Raw genomic sequence first — 16,011 nt, 5'->3', positions numbered from 1 at the left:
GATGACCCCGCCCGACGTCCCCGGTGAGACGGCGCCGGCCGATGCCGACCGGGCGCTGAGGGGGGCCGCCCGGCACAGCGCCGGCCGCACCGCCGCCGTGGCCGGCTGCTCCCTGGCCGCCGCGTGCGCGGCGCTCGCCGAACCGGCCGTGCTCGGCCACGCCCTCGACCTGCTGCTGCGCCGCGACCCCTCGGGGACCCGGTGGGCCCTGGGGTGCGCGGCGCTGACCGCCGCCGAGGTGCTGCTGGACGCGGCGACCGTCCGGCTCACGGGCGGAGTCGACGCCCGTTCCACCGCGTGGCTGCGCCGGCGCGCACTGACCGCGCTGCTGCGCACCGCACCGCACCAGGCGGCCCGGCACTCGCCCGGCGAGCTCTCCGCCCGGCTCACGGCCCACGCCGCCGGGGCGGGGACGGTCCCCGCGGCCGCGGCGACGGCCGTCACGGCGCTGCTGCCGCCCGTCGGGGGGCTCGCCGCCCTGTTCCTCGTCGACGTGTGGACCGGCCTCGCCTTCCTGGCCGGGGTGCCCGTACTGGTGGTGCTGCTACGGACCTTCGCCCGTGCGTCGGGCGCCAGTGTGGGCCGCTACCAGCGGGTGCAACTCGCGCTCGCCGGACGGCTGGCCGAGGCCCTGGCCGGTGCCCGCACCATCGCCGCGGCCGGCACCCTGCGGCGGGAGGCCGCCCGCGTCCTCGCCCCGCTGCCCGAACTGGGCCGCGAGGGGCGGGAGACGTGGCGGATCTACGGGGGCACCATGGCCCGGACCAGCGCCCTGATGCCGCTCCTGCTGTACGTGGTCCTCGGCGTGGCCGGCCTGCGCCTCGCCGCCGGGGCGCTCGGGGTCGGCGGCCTGCTCGCCGCCGTCCGGTACGCCGGACTCGCCGCCGGCGCCGGGGCCGTCACGGGCCGGCTCGCGGCGGTGGTGCGCGGCCGGGCCGCCGCACGCCGCACGGCCGCCCTCCTCGCACTGCCCGAACTCCGCCAGGGGGCCCGCGCGTACACCGCCGACGGACCCGGCACGCTGGAGCTGCGCGCGGTCCGCGTCGAGCGGGCCGGGCGGACCGTCCTGAGGGACGTGGACCTGTGCCTGCCGGGCGGCACCACCACCGCGGTCGTGGGCCGCTCGGGCTCCGGCAAGAGCCTGCTGGCCGCCGTCGCCGGACGCCTCACCGGCTGCGACGGCGGCCGGGTGCTGCTGGACGGCATCCCGCTGGAGGAGCTCTCCGCCGGGGCGCTGCGCCGGGAGGTCGGCCACGCCTTCGAACGGCCCGCGCTGTTCGGGGAGAGCGTCGGCGCGGCCATCGCCTTCGGGACCCGGTGCGAGCCCGGCGGGCACGCCGTGCGCGCGGCGGCCCGGGCGGCGGGGGCCGACGCCTTCGTACGCCGCCTGCCCGAGGGCTACGGAACCCCGCTCGCCGAGGCGCCCCTGTCGGGCGGGGAGCTGCAACGCCTGGGCCTGGCGCGGGCGTTCTGCGGGGCGGGGCGGGTGCTCGTGCTCGACGACGCCACCTCCAGCCTGGACACCGTCACCGCCCGGCAGGTGGAGCACGCCCTGGCCCACGGGGTACGGGCCCGCACCCGCCTCGTGGTGACCCACCGCGCGGCCACGGCCGCCCGCGCCGACCTCGTGGTCTGGCTGGAGGACGGCACGGTCCGCGCCACCGGTACGCACTCGGAGCTGTGGCGCGAGCCCGGCTACCGCGCGCTGTTCGGCGGGGAGGGGCACGGCCCCGGCGACGGGCCGGACCCGGGCGGGGACGGCCGATGAGCGGGGACGGCGCCGGCTCCTGGCGGCGGGTGGGCGGCGAGGGGCGGCGCTTCCTGCGCGGCCGGACGCGGACGCTGCGCACCCTCGCCCTGTGGTCGCTGCTGGAGTCCGCCCACACCTTCCTCGGCGGGTACGCCGTGGCCCGCGCCCTCGACGACGGCTTCCTCGCCGCCCGCCCCGGCACCGGCGCCGCCTGGCTGGCGGTGGCGGGGGCCGGCGCCGTCCTCGGCGGGCTCGCCCTGCGGGGGGTCTTCGGCGGGCTCGCGGACCTGGTGGAACCGCTGCGCGACGGGCTGGTGCGGCGGGCCGTGCGCCAGGCCCTGGAGCGGGCGGTCGCCGATCCGGCGCGGGCCGGCCGGGACGGGGCGGTGTCGCGGCTGGCCCAGCAGACCGAGATGGCCCGGGACTCCTTTGCGGGGCTGGTGCTCGTCGCCCGCTCCTTCGTCTTCACCGCGGCCGGCGCGCTGGCCGGGATGGCGGCGCTGGCACCCGTCCTGCTGCTGTTCGTGCTGCCGCCGCTGCTCCTGGGGACGGCCGGCTTCCTGCTGACCCTCCGTCCCGTCGCCCGGGTGCAGCGGGAGGCGCTCGACGCCGACGAGGCGCTGGCCGCGCGGACCGGGGAACTGGCGGCCGGCCTGCGCGACGTGGTCGCCTGCGGGGGCGGTGCGCGGGCCGGGGCCGGGCTGCGGGAGCTGATCGCCGCGCAGGAGCGGCTGATGCGCCTGCTCGCCCGGTGGGCCGCCCTGCGCACGCTGGCACTGGGCGTCGCGGGCCGGCTGCCGGTCGTCGCGCTGCTCCTGGGCGCGCCCTGGCTGCTCGACCGCGGGCTGAGCGCGGGGGCGCTGGCCGCCGCGCTCACCTACCTGGTGCAGTCCCTGCTCCCGGCGCTCGACGCGCTCATGGGAGCCCTCGGGTCGTCGGGCACCCGGCTCCTGGTGGTCCTGGACCGCTTCTGCCCACCGGAGCGGCCCCCGCACGCCGGGCCGCCGGCCACGGCCTCCGACGCGGCCGGTGCGCCCCGCATGTCCGGCACGCCCCGCACGGCCGACACGCCCGGTGCGGCCGGCGCCTCTGACGCGGCGGGCGGGTCCGGTACGGCCCTCACGCCCGGCGCCCCCGGCGCCCCCGCCGCTCCCGGTGCGGTTTCGCCGCAGTCGGGCGGCGGGGCGTCGGGGGAAGGAGTGCCCGGGTGCGGTCCCGCCCGGCCGGGGGGTGTCGCGGCCCAGCTGCGCCGGGTGCGGTTCGCGTACGGCGTCCACGCCCAGCCGGTCCTCGACGGGCTCGACCTGGACCTGTACGAGGGGGAGCACCTGGCCGTCGTGGGCCCGAGCGGCATCGGCAAGTCCACGCTCACCGCCCTGCTGGCCGGCCTCCTCACGCCGAGCGGCGGGACCGTGCTGCTGGCCGGTTCCCCGGCCCGCCGCCCCGGCCCCGCCCACGGCCCCGATCCACGGCGGACCCTGCTGCCGCAGCAGGCCTACGTGTTCACGGGCTCCGTCCGCGAGAACCTCACCCACCTGTGCCCCGGGCCGGTACCCGGGGCACAGCTGGAGCGGGCCGTCGCGGCCCTCGGGGCGCGGGCCCTCGTGGACCGGCTGGGCGGGCCGGACGCGCCGGTCGACCCGGCGGCGCTCTCCCAGGGCGAGCGGCAGCAGCTGGCCCTCGTGGCCGCCTACCTGTCCCCCGCTCCCCTGCTGCTGCTGGACGAGGCCACCTGCCACCTCGATCCGGCGGCCGAGGAACGCGCCGAGCGGGCCCTCGCCGACCGGCCCGGCACGTTGGTCGTGGTGGCCCACCGCATCTCCTCCGCAGCCCGGGCCGACCGGGTCCTCGTGCTCGACGGGAGCCGGGCGGTCGTCGGAACGCACGCCGACCTCCCGGCCAGGTCCGCCCTGTACCGGGAGCTGGTGGGGGTGTGGGACGCCCGGGTGTGAGGGAGCCGGGCGGGCGGGAACCGGGGGCGCGGGGGCCGGTCTCAGACCCAGCCCGCCCTCCGGGATATCCGGATGGCATCGATCCGGTTGCGGGCGCCGGTCTTGCGGGTCACGGCGGCCATGTAGTTGCGTACGGTGCCGCTGGCCAGGTGCAGGGCGTGCGCGATCTCCGCGATGGAGTCGCCTTCCGCGGCCCGCGCCAGCACGCTCAGTTCGCGCGGGCTGAGCGGAATCGGCTCGGACTCCAGCAGGGCCGAGGCCAGGGAGGGGTCGACGAACCGCTCCCCGGCGGCGAGCTTGCGGACGGCCCGCACCAGCCGGCCGGGGGATCCGTCCTTGTCCACGTAGCCGCGGGCCTCGGCCCGCACCCCGCGGTGCAGCGCGCCGGGCGCCCCCGAGGTGGCGAGCACCAGCAGCGGGGCGGCCGGATCGGCGAGCGGGCGGGCGGTGCCTCCCGGAAGCCCGAGCGTGGCGGAGGCGCCCGGACAGTCGAGGTCGACGACGGTCACGTCCGGCCGTAAGGACTCCGCCTCGCGGGCGGCGGACCGCCAGCCCGCGCAGGTCACGTCGAAGCCGCCCTCGGATCTGAGCAGGGCGCCGAGCGCCGACCTCACGAGGCTGACGCTGTGCAGGACGAGGACCTTGGTCATCGGGGGCTCTCCTAGCTGGTGGTCGATGGGCACCAAGCGGGTGCCCAGCAACCAGGCGGTAGGAACGTCCCCGTCCGCGGCACCCGGGCGGGCGTGGCCGAAGCCCGGCGCCCCGCCGGACCCCGGCGCGGGCGGCCGCACCCGTGCCACGCTCCGCAGGTGCGGCCCGGACGGCGCGGGGGACACCTCGGCCCGATGAAGCGGTAGGGCCGATTCCGGGCGCATTCCGGCTGCGTCGCGGGTGCGTTCCGGTTCAGTGCGGGAGGACCGGGGCGTCCTCCGGACGGGCCGGGGGCGGCCGTTCGCCGTCGTCCGCGGGCGGCAGGAGTCCGGCGACGATCTCGGTGCCGAGTGCGTACGCCGGGACGCCCGCGGTGATGAGCGCGGTCTCGGCGACGCCGACCAGATCGGCGATCCCCGCTCCGGCGTGGAGCGCGCCCAGGGCGTGGATCCGGGCGGGCTCGGCGCGGCCGAGGGCCAGCAACTGCCCGAAGTGGACCAGCTGTTGCACCCGCGCACCCAGCGGGCTGTCCGTCAGTACGAGGTGGCGCAGCGCGGCGAGCGCCTCCTCGGTCGCGAGCCGGCCGGACCGCTCGGCCAGCCTGAGCCGCTCCTGCACCCCGGCCGGGACGGTTCCGAGGGTGGAGCGGTAGCGCTCGCGCACGGCCTCGGTGCGGGCGGCGGACGAGGCGGCGCGGTCCGTCATCGTGCGGCCTCGGCGATCGCGGCGCGCACGGCCTCCTGGGCGCCGGGCGGGAAGTCCACGGCCCCGCCGATGGCGGCGGCGGCGATCTCCGCTTCGGCGCTCTCCTCGATCGCCACCACCAGGTGCGCTGTGGCCTCCGGGTCGGGGCCGAACACCAGGAGACCGTGGTTGGCCAGCAGGACCGCGGAGGTCGTGGGGCGCCGGTGGAGCACCTCGGCGATGCCGCGCACCGAGACGTCCGATCCGCGGGGGCCCCAGGGGACCACGGGGACGTCCTCGGCCTGCCCGAAGCGCAGCATCGGCTCGGTGCGGCAGGGCAGCGGCCGGTGGGCCAGGGCGAAGGCGGTCGCGGAGGGCGAGTGGGTGTGGATGACCGTGCCGACGCCGGGCCGGGCCCGGTAGACGGCGGTGTGCATGGCGATGATCTCGGCGCTGACGGACCGGAGCTCGCCTTCCAGGACCTCTCCGTCGAACCCGACGGTCGCGAGCTGTCCGGCCCGCAGACCCCGGACGTGCCCGGGCGTCAGCAGCAGGCGCTCCCCGTCGAGCCGGGCACTCAGGTTGGCGTGTCCGGAATGGGACATCACCCCCGCCGCGAACAGCTGCTCCGTGGCCGCCACCAGCCGGCCGGCCCGCTCGTCGCGTTCGTACGCGTCACTCATGACGGCATCTCCCCTGCCTCGTCGACGGCGGCTCGTCCGCCGCCGTCCTCCTGCGGACCACTCTTCAACTTGAACTAAGGTTCAAGTCAAGCCGCCTGAACGGCGGGGCGGGGAACAGGAGGAGCGGACCGTGCTCATGACGATCGGCCGGCTCTCGGAGCTCACCGGCGTGCCGGCTTCGGCCATCCGGTACTGGGAGCGGCACGGCCTGCTGCCCGCGCCCGAGCGCCAGAGCGGGCAGCGGCGCTATCCCCCGGAGGCCGCCGAACGGATCACGGTGCTGCGCACCTGCCAGCAGGCCGGGCTGACCCTGGTCGAGATCGCGGAGTTCCAGCGGGAGCAGTCGCGCAGGGAGACGATGATCCGCGCGAAGATCGGCGAGATCGAGCAGCGGATGGTCGCTCTCGAACACGCGCACCAGCTGCTGACGCACGCGCTCAGGTGCGGGGAGGAGGACATCGTCCGGTGTCCGAAGTTCCGCGAGCAGATGGCCGCGTGGCGGACCGGGGATCCGGCACCCGGGACGGCGGGCGCCGGATCCGGCGGCAGGACTACTTCTTGACCTGGTTCAGGCAGAGCACGAACTGCTTGCCCGAGCTGCGCCGGCCGCCCCTGGTCTGCTCGTAGTAGCCCAGGTCCGACTTGCCCTCGCAGCGGTTGGTGTCCAGCGTGCCGGATATCACCTCGACCACCTTGTAGGCGGCGCCGGTGCTCCCGCAGTCCACCACCTGGAGGTCCAGGCTCGCCGCCGTGGTGCCGTTGTTCTTCAGGCAGTCGCCGGCCTTGGCGTGGTCGGCGTCGTCCTGGCTGAGGAAGTAGCCCACCGCGGCCGCGATGAGGACGACCACGATGCCGACGCCCTTGAGGATCTTCATGACGCCGACCCCGCCGCTGCGCGCGGGCGGGGCGGGCGGGGCGGACCACTGCTGCGGGGGCGCCGGCTGCATGGGCATCCCGGGCTGGTTCGGGTACATCTGCTGCTGCGGCGCCGCGCCGTACGGCGGCTGGGCCTGCTGCGGCGGGTACGCGTACCCCGGCTGGGGCGGGTACCCCTGCGGCTGCTGTGCGTACGGGCCGGGCTGGCCGTAGGGGCCGGGGCCCTGCTGCGGCGGATAGGTCATACGGGATTCCCTCGATGATCGGGCTTTACGTCGTTTTGACGTGGGCACGCTATAGCACTCGATCACCATCGCCCGCATCCGGCCGCCCCGGCCCGCCCGTCCGCCCGTCCGCCCGTGTCAGCGCCCCTCGTCCCCCGCGCCGCGGCCGGGTGCGCTCATGTCTCCGGTGGCGGGCGTGCCGTCGGCGAGCCCGTACCGGAGGAACACGGTCCCCTTGGCACTCGCCTCCGGCGGCTGGAGGAGCGTGAGGTTGGCGGGCACCTCGCCGCCGTCGAACACCTTCTTGCCGACGCCGAGCACGACCGGGTGCAGCCAGAGGTCGAGCCGGTCGAACAGCCTCTCCCGCAGGAGGGTCTGCACGAGGTTCAGGCTCCCCACCACCTTCACGTGCTCGTGCCGCTCCCGGACCTCGCGCACCGCCTCCGCGAGGTCCGGGCCGAGCTGGGAGGACCCCGCCCAGGAGAGGTCGGGCCGGCCGCGCGAGGCCACGTACTTGGGGACGTCGTTGAACAGCGAGGCGATGTCGCCGTCCTGCCCGCCCTTCTGGTGCGGCCAGTAGGCGGCGAAGATCTCGTAGGTCCGCCGGCCGAGCAGGAGGGCGTCGGTCCCCTCGTACGCGGCGGCGATCTGCGCCCCGACGGCCTCGTCGATCAGGGGCGCCTGCCAGCCGCCGAACGGGAACCCCACCGGGTCCTCGTCGGGACCGCCGGGCGCCTGCCCGACCAGGTCGAGGGTCGCGAACATCTCGATGTCGATGAGGCCCATGGTGTGCTCCCGGTGGCTCGGTCGTCTCCGTCAAGGGATAGACCGACGCCGCCCCCGCAACTCATCGCCGCGCCGGAAACCGCTTCCGGGCCGCGGCCGCCCCGCCCTCAGCCGGCCGGGGCGGCGGGCTCGTCGTCCCAGGCGGGGAGGGTCGTCGTGCCCGTCAGCCAGTCGCGGCGCAGGATCGCGTACCCGACGGCGTCGCGCACCCCGCCGTCGGGGGTCGGCCAGGCGTCGCGGTGGTGCGCCTCCTTCACGTATCCGTTCCGCAGGAGCGCGCGGCGCATGGCCGCGTTGTCCTGCCGGGTGGCGGCCTCGATCCGCCGGACGGCGGGGAACCCCTCGAACACGTAGGCGGTGAGCCAGGCCACCGCCGCGGTACCGAGGCCCCGCCCCCGGTGCCCGGAGCGGATCCGCAGGTCGAACAGCGGGGTGGGGTCGCGCAGGTCGGTCAGCCGGACGAGCCCGGCCCGCTCGCCGCCCCGGTCGATCCAGAAGGAGCGGTGGTCCTCGTCGTCGAAGCGGCCCTCCTCGATCCACCGGCGGGCCTGCGCGGGATCCACGACGGCCGTGCCGTGGAAGGGCCAGGTGTCGCCGGAGAGGAACTCGACCAGTTGCTGCGCCTGGCCCGGTTCGAAGGGCTCGAAGGTGGTCTCCACGTCCGCACCCTAGGGCCGGGGACACCGTTGCGGAAACGGTTTACCGGGGGGTCAGGGAGCCGCTCGGTTCAGCGGACGCCTCCTCCTTCGCGGCGGCGGGAGCGGGCCGGCCGGGTCGGGGGGTCCACAGGAGGGCTCCGGTCAGGAGGGCGGCGCCGCCCACCAGCCAGGGCAGCGGACCCGGCGGCAGGTGTCCGACGATCAGACCGGCGAGGGCTCCGGCCAGTTGGGCCGCGAGGGACTGGACCGACAGTGCCGTGGCCCTGCCCCGGTCGGAGACACGGCGGTGCAGGACGTCGTTCTCGCTCGGGCCCGCCGCGCCGAGCCCGAGGTAGACCAGGCCGTAGCCGGTGGCCGCGCCGACCGTGGCCACCGCTCCGGTGGCCGCCGAGGTGGCGCCGAGCAGGAGCACGCCGCTCGCGCCGGTGCCGAGGCCCAGCAGGACGGCGCGCTCTCCGCTGCCCGCGATCCGGGCGGCCAGGGGTGCGAGGTGGCTGCCGAGAGCCGCGCACAGGAACCCGGCACAGGCCAGCGCGGCGAAGAGCACGGCCCCCGACTCCGGCGTGCCGGTGAGGAGGGCGGCGCGGCCCGGGGTGAGCAGTTCGAGCGTGGCCACGGCGCCGCCGGCGGCCGCCGCGCTGAGGAGCACCCGGCGGACCAGCGCGTCGCGGCCCCCCAGGCGCAGCCCGGCCGCGACGGTGGCCGGCACGTCCCGCAGGACCTGGCGCGCCGTGGCCCCGGGCCGGGGCGGTTCGGGCAGCGACACCACGGCGTACAGCACGAAGGCCGCCTCGACGGCCGCGCCCAGCAGCAGCGGGAGGGAGAGCGGCACCACGAGCCCGGCGGTGGCTTCGCGGAGCCGTGCCCCGAGGCCCGGGACGAGTCCGGTCAGCCACGGGAGGGCGCCGCCGAGCAGTGTCCCGGCGGCGAGCGCCGCGGAGGTCACGGCGGAGCCGCGGGCCAGCCCGGTGCGCAGGTCGGCGCCGGGGCCGGAGTGGGCCCGGACGGTGTCGACGTACCAGGCTTCGGCCGGCCCGCTGGACAGGGCGCGGCCCGTGCCCATGAGGACCATGCCCAGCACGAGCGGCCAGAGCGCGGTGCCCAGCGCCAGGAGGGTCAGGGCGGCCAGGTTCAGCAGACCGGCGGTGGCCAGGACGGCGCGGCGTCCCAGCACGTCGGACAGGCCTCCGGTGGGCAGTTCCAGTGCCGCGGCGGTGACCGAGTGCACGGCGAACAGGCCGGCGACGGCCGCCATGGACAGGCCGCGCCCGGTGAACAGCAGGATCAGGGGGGCGATGGTCAGGCCCAACGGCAGCCAGAAGAGGGCGCAGAGGCCGACGTAGCGGCGGAGGGCGGCGGCCGGCGGGAACGACGGCGGCCTGGTCACGAGGAACTCCCGGCGCCGGGAAGGACGTTGTCCGGCCGAGCGCCGGCCTCGGGGTCCGCCCCGGGGGTGTGCGGGGCCAGGGGCAGCCCGGCGGTCACCAGGACGACCTGCGCCGCGCGCGGGTCCGCCGCGTCGCGGGCGGTCAGTTCCTCGAGCTTGAGGTGGAGCGCGTCCCAGAGTTCACCGAGCGACTCGGGGGTCAGACGCGGCAGCAGGTCGCTGATCCCGGCCGCCCCCGCCCACTCCTCCCCCAGCCGCCCGGCGGCCATGTCGGCCTCGTGCCGGGCGAGCGAGGTCTCCAGGTGCTCGATCTGGACCCGGCGCGAAAGCCCGACGTAGGCGCGGCTCTCCGCCGTGGCCGCCATCGCGCCGCCGCTCCACGCGGACGCCGCGTGCGCCGCCCGCCAGCGGCGCTCCCTGCCGTCGCGGTGCCGGGCCTCCGCGACGAAGGCGTACTTCGCCAGGACGCGGAGGTGGTAGCTGGTGGAGGCGGACGACTCCCCGGTCCTGACCGCGAGTTCACTGGCGGTGGCGGGGCCGTCCTGGCGGAGCAGGCCGAGGAGCCGGATGCGCAGGGGGTGGGTGAGGGCCTTCAGGGCCGCGGCGTCGCGCTCGGGATCGAGGACGCGCCGCTGTTCGTCGCTGACCATGACGGCAGGCTAGGCGCCGCGAAGGCTTTCCAAAAGGATTTTTGCAGAATTTCTATGGGAGTTGGGGGCCGGACCCCGGGAATCAAGGCTGCTGCGGCCGGTCGCGGTCGATGTACTCGTTGGCCTTCTCCTGGGCCATGTCGACCTTGTCGGCGTATTTGCCGCCCGTGCGCTCGTCGAGCATGTCGCCCCCGCGTTCCACGCCCTTCTTGGCCTTGTCCGGGTTCTGACCGAGCATTTCCTTGAGCTTGTCGACGATCGACATGGTGTCCTCCTTCGGACCTGGACGTCCTACGTCCCTCCCAGCCTCCCCCTCCTTCCGCCCGACCGCATCCGCGGCTGCCCTGGTGGCGGCGGCCGTTGCCGCCCCTCGGCCGTCAGGCGGCGCGGCCGTCCGGGGGAGGGAGGGGTTGACGGCGGGCACCCGGGGCACACGCAGGGTCTCGGCCCCGTGACGGTGGGGTCACGGCCGGCCGTGCGGACTGCGGGGAGGTTGCCATGGCGGTGGGAGCGGAGGCCGTGCCACCGGGGGCCGGGACGGTGCGGAGCACCGTGCCGCAACGGCTGGACCGGCTGCCCTGGAGCGGGTTCCACTGGCGCGTGGTGACCGCCCTGGGCATCACCTGGGTGCTGGACGGGATCGAGATCACCATCGCCGGTTCGATCGCCGACCGGCTCAGGGACCAGCACACGCTCGGGCTCTCCTCCTCCCAGGTGGGCCTGACGGCCAGCATCTACCTGCTCGGGGAGGTCGTCGGAGCCCTCGTCTTCGGCCGGCTCGCCGACCGGCTGGGCCGGCGCAGGCTGTTCATCGTCACCCTCGGGATCTACCTGCTGGGCAACGCGCTGACGGCCCTGTCCCCCGCCTTCGCCTTCTTCGCCGTCACCCGATTCATCGCCGGCACCGGCATCGGCGGCGAGTACGCGGCGCTGAACTCGGCCATCGACGAGCTGATCCCCAGCCGGCACCGCGGCCACGCCGACCTGGCCGTCAACGCCACCTACTGGCTCGGCGCGATGATCGGCGCGGCCTCCAACCTGCTCTTCCTCAACCCCGACCTGTTCGGGCTCGACACCGGCTGGCGCCTCGGCCTGCTGGTCGGACCCGCGATCGGCGCGGCGATCTGGGGACTGCGGCGCAACCTGCCGGAGAGCCCCCGCTGGCTGCTCACCCACGGCAGGCCCGAGGAGGCCGAGCGGGTCGTCGCCGGGATCGAGCGGGATGTCGAGCGCACCGGAACCCGGCTGGAGCCCGTCCCGGACAGCCTGGCGGCGGAGTACCGGCAACGGCCGGCCGTCGGGTACCGGGAACTCGCCCGGATCCTGTTCCGCGACTACCGGCGCCGCTCGGTCCTGGGGTTCATGCTGATGGTGACCCAGTCGTTCCTGTACAACGCGATCTTCTTCACCTACGCGCTGATCCTCGCCGAGTTCTACGGCATCCGCGGCGGCGCGGTCGCGTACTTCATCTTCCCCTTCGCCCTGGGCAACCTGGCCGGGCCCCTGCTGCTCGGCCGGTCCTTCGACACCCTGGGCCGGCGCCGGATGATCGGCACGACCTACTGCCTCTCCGGCACCCTGCTCCTGGTCACCGGCTGGCTGTTCGCCGAAGGAATGCTCAGCGCGGTGACCCAGACCCTCCTGTGGTGCGTGATCTTCTTCATCGCCTCCGCGGCGGCCTCCTCCGCCTATCTGACGGTCAGCGAGATCTTCCCGGTGGAGATGCGGGCCCAGGCCATCTCCTTCTTCTTCGCCCTGTCCATGCTGTTCGGCGGGGTCGTGGCCCCCTGGCTGTTCGCCACCCTCATCGGCGCCGGCCACGACCCGTGGCGGGTGTTCGCCGGGTACGCGGCCGGCGGCGTGCTGATGGTCCTGGGCGGGCTGACCGCGTTCCGCTGGGGGGTCGACGCCGAACGGCGCCCGCTCGAGGACGTGGCCGTCCCGCTCTCCGCGAGCGTGCGCGCCGCGGGCGGGTCCGCCGCGGCCGGCCCGGCCGGGGCGGCACGGCCTACCCGGCGGAGGCCGTCGTGAGGCGGGCGCATTCGGCGACCACCGCGCCCAGGTCGCCGGTGGTGCGCAGGAGGCGGCGCTGGACGCGGGCTCCGTTGCCCCGTTCCAGGAGGCGAGCGAGGCCCTCGCGGACGCGTTCCAGGTCGCCGGTGTCCTCCAGCGCGTCCCGTACGTGCTCCACCAGCACGTCGAGGACCGCCTCGGGCGGTGCCGGGCTCATGCTGCGGGGGTCGAGCAGGGGCCCGTCCAGGCCCGACTTGGCCGCCTGCCAGGCGGCGAGCCGCAGCAGGCCGACGCCGACGCGGGCCGGGGGCCGCCCGGCGCGCCAGTCGCGGGCGGCGGTCTCCACCAGGGCGCGGGCCAGGGCGGCGAGGAGGACGGGGGTGCCGGGTTCGAGGCAGACGTCGGCCACCCGGATCTCGACCGTGGGGTAGCCGGCGGAGAGGCGGGCGTCGAAGTAGATCATGCCGTCGTCGCGCAGGACACCGGTGGCGATCATGTCGCGCACCTGCTGGTGGTAGCGCTCCGCACTCCCGAAGACCTCGGTCGGCCCGGCGGACGGGAGCCGGTTCCAGACCCGGCTGCGGTAGCTGCCGTACGCGCTGTCCTGGCCCTGCCAGAAGGGAGAATTGGCGCTGAGGGCGGTCAGCACCGGCAGCCAGGGGCGGATGCGGTCGAGGACGGCCACGCCCTCGTCGTCCGAGGCCACGGAGACGTGGACGTGGCAGCCGCAGGTGAGCTGCTCCTGGGCGGTCAGGCCGAACTGCCGGGTCACCCAGCGGTAGCGCTCGCCGGGCATCGTGGACGGCCGCACCGGCAGCGGGGAGGTGGCCAGCGCGGCGAGGGCCCCGCCGGCGTCGGCGGCGTGCCGGGCCGCCTCGGCACGCCAGCGGACGATCTCGTCGGCCAGCTCCCCCATCCGCAGGACGGGCCGGGTGGCGAACTCCACCTGCTCGCACTTGAGCTCCGATTCGAGCGCCCCCTCCTCGGGGCGGTGGCTGCCGTTGCCCTCCCGGGAGGCGGCCGACATCACCGCGGCCGACAGGGCGAGCGGCTCGCCCGTCCTGGCGTCGACCAGCAGCAGTTCCTCCTCCACGCCTACGCTGCGCATTGCCCGTCACGTTCCTTTCGCCGGCTCCGTACACCCGTCGGGTGTCACGTGCCCAGCAAAGACGCTCGTACGCCGCGGACACCCGTTCCCACGCCGCCGGGCGGAGCGCCCGGATCCGGTCAGGGCGCGCTCCCCCGCCGGGAACTCGCTACGGCGTGGTGCGGAGGCATTCGATCAGGTAGGCGCCCGTCTCCGGGTCCACGGTGACCCCGTGGGCCTCGCTGCCGAAGCCGGGGAAGGCGCGGTCGAAGGCCTCCAGGGCACCGAGGTAGCGCAGCAGGGGGCCGTCCGGGGCGCCGAGGGATTCGCCGGGCATCAGGACGGGGATGCCCGGCGGGGTGACGGCCACCATCGCGGCCGCGACCCGGTGGGCGGCGTCGGCCAGGGGCACGCGCTCGGTCCCGCCGCGGATCAGCTGCTGGTAGCAGTGGCGGGGCGGGTGGACCGGTTCGGGGAGGTCGCGGAAGGCCTCGTCCAGGGCGTCGATGAAGGCGCCGCGGGTGAGGTGCCCGTGCATCCGGGCGCACAGTTCTCGCAGCGTGGTGTCGCGGTAGCGGACGGGGTGGCGGGCGGTGAGGGCGGGCAGGACGCGGTCGAGCGGGGCGTCGGAGTCGTAGAGGGCCTTGAAGTCCATCAGGGCGTCCATGAGGGTGCCCCACTTGCCCTTGGTGATGCCCATCGAGAAGAGGATCAGGGTGGTGTAGCTGTCGGTCTTCTCGACCACGATGCCGCGGGTGGCGAGGTACTCGGTGAGGATCCGGGCGGGGATCCCCCAGGGCCGGGTCTCGCCGGTGGCCGTGACGCCGGGGCAGGTGAGGGTGACCTTGACGGGGTCCAGGAGGCCGTAGCCGTCGGTCAGGTCCGGGAAGCCGTGCCAGGCGGCGCCGGGTTCGAGCTGCCAGCAGGAGGGTTCGGCGGCCAGCAGGGCGGCCGGCGCGTCGGCGAAGGGGATCCGGGTGCCGGTGGCGGGGTCGGTGACCTCGTCGGGCTGCCAGACGCCGAAGAACCAGTCGGGCCGGTCCCCCGCGGCGGCGATGCGGCGGCCGGTGCGGACGACGGCCTGGCGGAACCGGACCGCCTCGGTGACGGCCTCGTCGATCAGCCACCGGCCCTGGGGCCCGTCCATCATCGCCGTCGCCACGTCGAGGGAGGCGATGGCCGGGTAGAAGGCGGAGGTGGTGCCGTGCATCATGAACGCCTCGTTGAAGCGGTCGTGCTGGACGGGCGCCCGGGGCGCGGGCCGTACGTGGACCATGGCGCACTGGGAGAGCGCGGCGAGCAGCTTGTGCGTGGAGTGGGTGGCGAAGACCGTCGGCCGGTCGGCGCCCTCGAAGGTGTCCGGGCCCACGGCCATGCCGTAACGCCCCTGGTAGAGGGGGTGGAAGCGGGCGTAGGCGAACCAGGCCTCGTCGAAGTGCAGGCGGGGGGTGCTCGGCGCGAGGGCGCGGGCGGCGGCGAGGGTGTCGTAGCACAGGCCGTCGTAGGTGGAGTTGGTGAGGACCGCGTACTGGGCCCGGGGCGATACGGCACCGGCCGTGAGGGGGTTGGCGGCGATCCGGGCCGCGACCGCGTCCGGGGCGGTCGCGGTGGGCGGTACGGGGCCGGCCAGTCCGTAGCCGTTGCGGGTGGGCACGAGGTAGACGGGGCGGGCGCCGGAGACGACCAGGCCGTGCAGGACGGACTTGTGGCAGTTGCGGTCGACCAGGGCGATCTCGTCGGAGGTGACGCTGAAGTGGCCCACCATGCGGTTGCAGGTGGAGTCGCCGTGCAGGACGAAATAGGTGCGTTCGGCGCCGAAGACCCGGGCGGCGTTGCGTTCGGCCTCGCCGATGGGGCCCGTGTGCTCGTAGAGGGATCCCAGTTCGCCCACGGAGATGGACAGGTCGGTGCGGAACAGCCGTTCGCCGTAGTAGTCGAAGAAGACCCGTCCCGCCGGGGACTTCAGGAACGCGACGCCGCCGGAGTGGGCCGGGGTGTGCCAGGAGTACTCGTGGGCGTCGTCGAAGCGGCGCAGGGCGCGGAAGAACGGCGGCAGGATCTCCTTCATGTAGGTGTGCGCGGCGGCCGCGACCCGGCCGGCGATGAAGGCGGGGGTGTCCTCCAGCGGCCAGATGTAGCCGACGACCGTCTCCGAGACCCACAGCGGCAGGTGTTCGAGGTCGTGGTCGGAGCTGTCGGTCATCAGGAGGAAGACGGGGAGGTCCTTGAAGCGGTGCCGGATCCGGTCCAGGACCTCGGCGCCGCCGGTCGGCAGGTGCGCGTTCCCGGACGGGGAGGGTGCGTCGGCCGTGCGGGCGCCGGCGGAGGGGCGGGGCAGGTCCCAGGCCACCACGGCGGCGGCGATGCCCGCCTCCGTCTGGAGCGTCGCACGGGCGTCCCGGGAGTCGGCCGCCCGGCGCAGTTCCAGTCCGCGTTCCTCCAGTTCCTTGCCGATCCGGCGCAGTTGCTCCGCGCTCACCCCGCCGCCGAGGGGGTCCTCACGCAGTGCCAGCAACACCGTGCCGTTCGCCATGGGTTCCGTCCGCCTTCCGTCACGGGCCCCGGAGGCCCGGGGCCGGGCGGGACCAGTCTGGCCGGGCCCGCGGGGC

Annotated in this window: 15 protein-coding genes; 4 read left to right on the top strand and 11 right to left on the bottom strand. The window is 75.7% G+C overall.

Features of this window, described 5'->3' with window-relative positions; translation table 11 throughout:
* Position 1 precedes the first annotated feature (1 nt).
* Both ACFY0O_RS13700 and ACFY0O_RS13695 read left to right on the top strand, forming a co-directional pair.
* Entirely contained in the window at positions 2-1,768 is a 1,767-nt protein-coding gene (locus ACFY0O_RS13700; protein WP_388946635.1) for an ATP-binding cassette domain-containing protein, read from the top strand.
* Positions 1,765-3,702, top strand: a complete 1,938-nt coding sequence (locus ACFY0O_RS13695) for an ATP-binding cassette domain-containing protein (RefSeq protein WP_388946634.1) — start codon at positions 1,765-1,767, stop codon at positions 3,700-3,702. The genes ACFY0O_RS13700 and ACFY0O_RS13695 overlap by 4 nt, the downstream gene beginning before the upstream one ends.
* Before the next feature lie 41 nt (positions 3,703-3,743).
* On the opposite strand, the gene ACFY0O_RS13690 is transcribed toward ACFY0O_RS13695, so the two are convergent.
* From ACFY0O_RS13690 to ACFY0O_RS13680, 3 genes are all read right to left on the bottom strand, one after another.
* The gene (locus tag ACFY0O_RS13690) at positions 3,744-4,352 is read right to left on the bottom strand and encodes a response regulator transcription factor (protein WP_388946633.1); all 609 of its coding nucleotides are present in this window, start codon (positions 4,350-4,352) and stop codon (positions 3,744-3,746) included.
* A gap of 253 nt (positions 4,353-4,605) precedes the next feature.
* The gene (locus ACFY0O_RS13685) at positions 4,606-5,058 is read right to left on the bottom strand and encodes a carboxymuconolactone decarboxylase family protein (RefSeq protein ID WP_388946631.1); all 453 of its coding nucleotides are present in this window, start codon (positions 5,056-5,058) and stop codon (positions 4,606-4,608) included.
* On the bottom strand, positions 5,055-5,720 hold the full coding sequence (locus ACFY0O_RS13680; RefSeq protein ID WP_388946630.1) for a class II aldolase/adducin family protein: 666 nt from the start codon (positions 5,718-5,720) through the stop codon (positions 5,055-5,057). The genes ACFY0O_RS13685 and ACFY0O_RS13680 overlap by 4 nt, the downstream gene beginning before the upstream one ends.
* Positions 5,721-5,856: 136 nt before the next feature.
* Here ACFY0O_RS13680 and ACFY0O_RS13675 point away from each other — a divergent pair, with 136 nt between their 5' ends.
* Positions 5,857-6,282: a MerR family transcriptional regulator gene (locus ACFY0O_RS13675; protein ID WP_388946734.1), complete on the top strand. Its 426-nt coding sequence runs from the start codon at positions 5,857-5,859 to the stop codon at positions 6,280-6,282.
* Here ACFY0O_RS13675 and ACFY0O_RS13670 read toward each other — a convergent pair.
* The 6 genes from ACFY0O_RS13670 to ACFY0O_RS13645 form a co-directional block, all read right to left on the bottom strand.
* Positions 6,272-6,841, bottom strand: coding sequence for a hypothetical protein (locus ACFY0O_RS13670; RefSeq protein WP_388946629.1), 570 nt, complete (start codon positions 6,839-6,841; stop codon positions 6,272-6,274). The genes ACFY0O_RS13675 and ACFY0O_RS13670 overlap by 11 nt on opposite strands.
* A 117-nt stretch (positions 6,842-6,958) precedes the next feature.
* Entirely contained in the window at positions 6,959-7,606 is a 648-nt protein-coding gene (locus ACFY0O_RS13665; RefSeq protein WP_388946627.1) for a dihydrofolate reductase family protein, read from the bottom strand.
* 107 nt (positions 7,607-7,713) lie between these two features.
* Positions 7,714-8,265, bottom strand: coding sequence for a GNAT family N-acetyltransferase (locus ACFY0O_RS13660; RefSeq protein WP_388946625.1), 552 nt, complete (start codon positions 8,263-8,265; stop codon positions 7,714-7,716).
* Between the two features lie 40 nt (positions 8,266-8,305).
* Positions 8,306-9,652, bottom strand: coding sequence for an MFS transporter (locus tag ACFY0O_RS13655; RefSeq protein ID WP_388946623.1), 1,347 nt, complete (start codon positions 9,650-9,652; stop codon positions 8,306-8,308).
* Positions 9,649-10,302, bottom strand: a complete 654-nt coding sequence (locus ACFY0O_RS13650) for an ArsR/SmtB family transcription factor (RefSeq protein ID WP_388946622.1) — start codon at positions 10,300-10,302, stop codon at positions 9,649-9,651. The genes ACFY0O_RS13655 and ACFY0O_RS13650 overlap by 4 nt, the downstream gene beginning before the upstream one ends.
* Positions 10,303-10,384: 82 nt before the next feature.
* Positions 10,385-10,567 (bottom strand): antitoxin, encoded by a 183-nt coding sequence (locus tag ACFY0O_RS13645; RefSeq protein ID WP_358893979.1) that lies wholly within the window; start codon positions 10,565-10,567, stop codon positions 10,385-10,387.
* A 233-nt stretch (positions 10,568-10,800) separates the two neighbouring features.
* Between ACFY0O_RS13645 and ACFY0O_RS13640 the strand changes: the two genes are divergently transcribed.
* On the top strand, positions 10,801-12,333 hold the full coding sequence (locus tag ACFY0O_RS13640) for an MFS transporter (protein ID WP_388946620.1): 1,533 nt from the start codon (positions 10,801-10,803) through the stop codon (positions 12,331-12,333).
* Here ACFY0O_RS13640 and ACFY0O_RS13635 read toward each other — a convergent pair.
* Both ACFY0O_RS13635 and ACFY0O_RS13630 read right to left on the bottom strand, forming a co-directional pair.
* Positions 12,311-13,423, bottom strand: a complete 1,113-nt coding sequence (locus tag ACFY0O_RS13635) for a glutamate--cysteine ligase (protein WP_388946618.1) — start codon at positions 13,421-13,423, stop codon at positions 12,311-12,313. The genes ACFY0O_RS13640 and ACFY0O_RS13635 overlap by 23 nt on opposite strands.
* A 148-nt stretch (positions 13,424-13,571) precedes the next feature.
* Positions 13,572-15,935, bottom strand: coding sequence for an Orn/Lys/Arg decarboxylase N-terminal domain-containing protein (locus ACFY0O_RS13630; protein ID WP_388946617.1), 2,364 nt, complete (start codon positions 15,933-15,935; stop codon positions 13,572-13,574).
* Positions 15,936-16,011: the final 76 nt, after the last annotated feature.

Source organism: Streptomyces sp. NPDC001594 (genome assembly GCF_042893675.1).
GTDB lineage: Bacteria > Actinomycetota > Actinomycetes > Streptomycetales > Streptomycetaceae > Streptomyces.
This window is presented reverse-complemented; position numbering and strand designations above follow the sequence as displayed.

What these genes read in the sequence shown, in the direction of transcription:
- ACFY0O_RS13685 (WP_388946631.1), bottom strand. Translation starts at nt 5,058, where the DNA reads ATGACGGACCGCGCCGCCTCGTCCGCCGCCCGCACCGAGGCCGTGCGC.
- ACFY0O_RS13645 (WP_358893979.1), bottom strand. Translation starts at nt 10,567, where the DNA reads ATGTCGATCGTCGACAAGCTCAAGGAAATGCTCGGTCAGAACCCGGAC.
- ACFY0O_RS13700 (WP_388946635.1), top strand. Translation starts at nt 2, where the DNA reads ATGACCCCGCCCGACGTCCCCGGTGAGACGGCGCCGGCCGATGCCGAC.
- ACFY0O_RS13630 (WP_388946617.1), bottom strand. Translation starts at nt 15,935, where the DNA reads ATGGCGAACGGCACGGTGTTGCTGGCACTGCGTGAGGACCCCCTCGGC.
- ACFY0O_RS13640 (WP_388946620.1), top strand. Translation starts at nt 10,801, where the DNA reads ATGGCGGTGGGAGCGGAGGCCGTGCCACCGGGGGCCGGGACGGTGCGG.
- ACFY0O_RS13670 (WP_388946629.1), bottom strand. Translation starts at nt 6,841, where the DNA reads ATGACCTATCCGCCGCAGCAGGGCCCCGGCCCCTACGGCCAGCCCGGC.
- ACFY0O_RS13665 (WP_388946627.1), bottom strand. Translation starts at nt 7,606, where the DNA reads ATGGGCCTCATCGACATCGAGATGTTCGCGACCCTCGACCTGGTCGGG.
- ACFY0O_RS13690 (WP_388946633.1), bottom strand. Translation starts at nt 4,352, where the DNA reads ATGACCAAGGTCCTCGTCCTGCACAGCGTCAGCCTCGTGAGGTCGGCG.
- ACFY0O_RS13695 (WP_388946634.1), top strand. Translation starts at nt 1,765, where the DNA reads ATGAGCGGGGACGGCGCCGGCTCCTGGCGGCGGGTGGGCGGCGAGGGG.
- ACFY0O_RS13635 (WP_388946618.1), bottom strand. Translation starts at nt 13,423, where the DNA reads ATGCGCAGCGTAGGCGTGGAGGAGGAACTGCTGCTGGTCGACGCCAGG.
- ACFY0O_RS13675 (WP_388946734.1), top strand. Translation starts at nt 5,857, where the DNA reads ATGACGATCGGCCGGCTCTCGGAGCTCACCGGCGTGCCGGCTTCGGCC.
- ACFY0O_RS13680 (WP_388946630.1), bottom strand. Translation starts at nt 5,720, where the DNA reads ATGAGTGACGCGTACGAACGCGACGAGCGGGCCGGCCGGCTGGTGGCG.
- ACFY0O_RS13650 (WP_388946622.1), bottom strand. Translation starts at nt 10,302, where the DNA reads ATGGTCAGCGACGAACAGCGGCGCGTCCTCGATCCCGAGCGCGACGCC.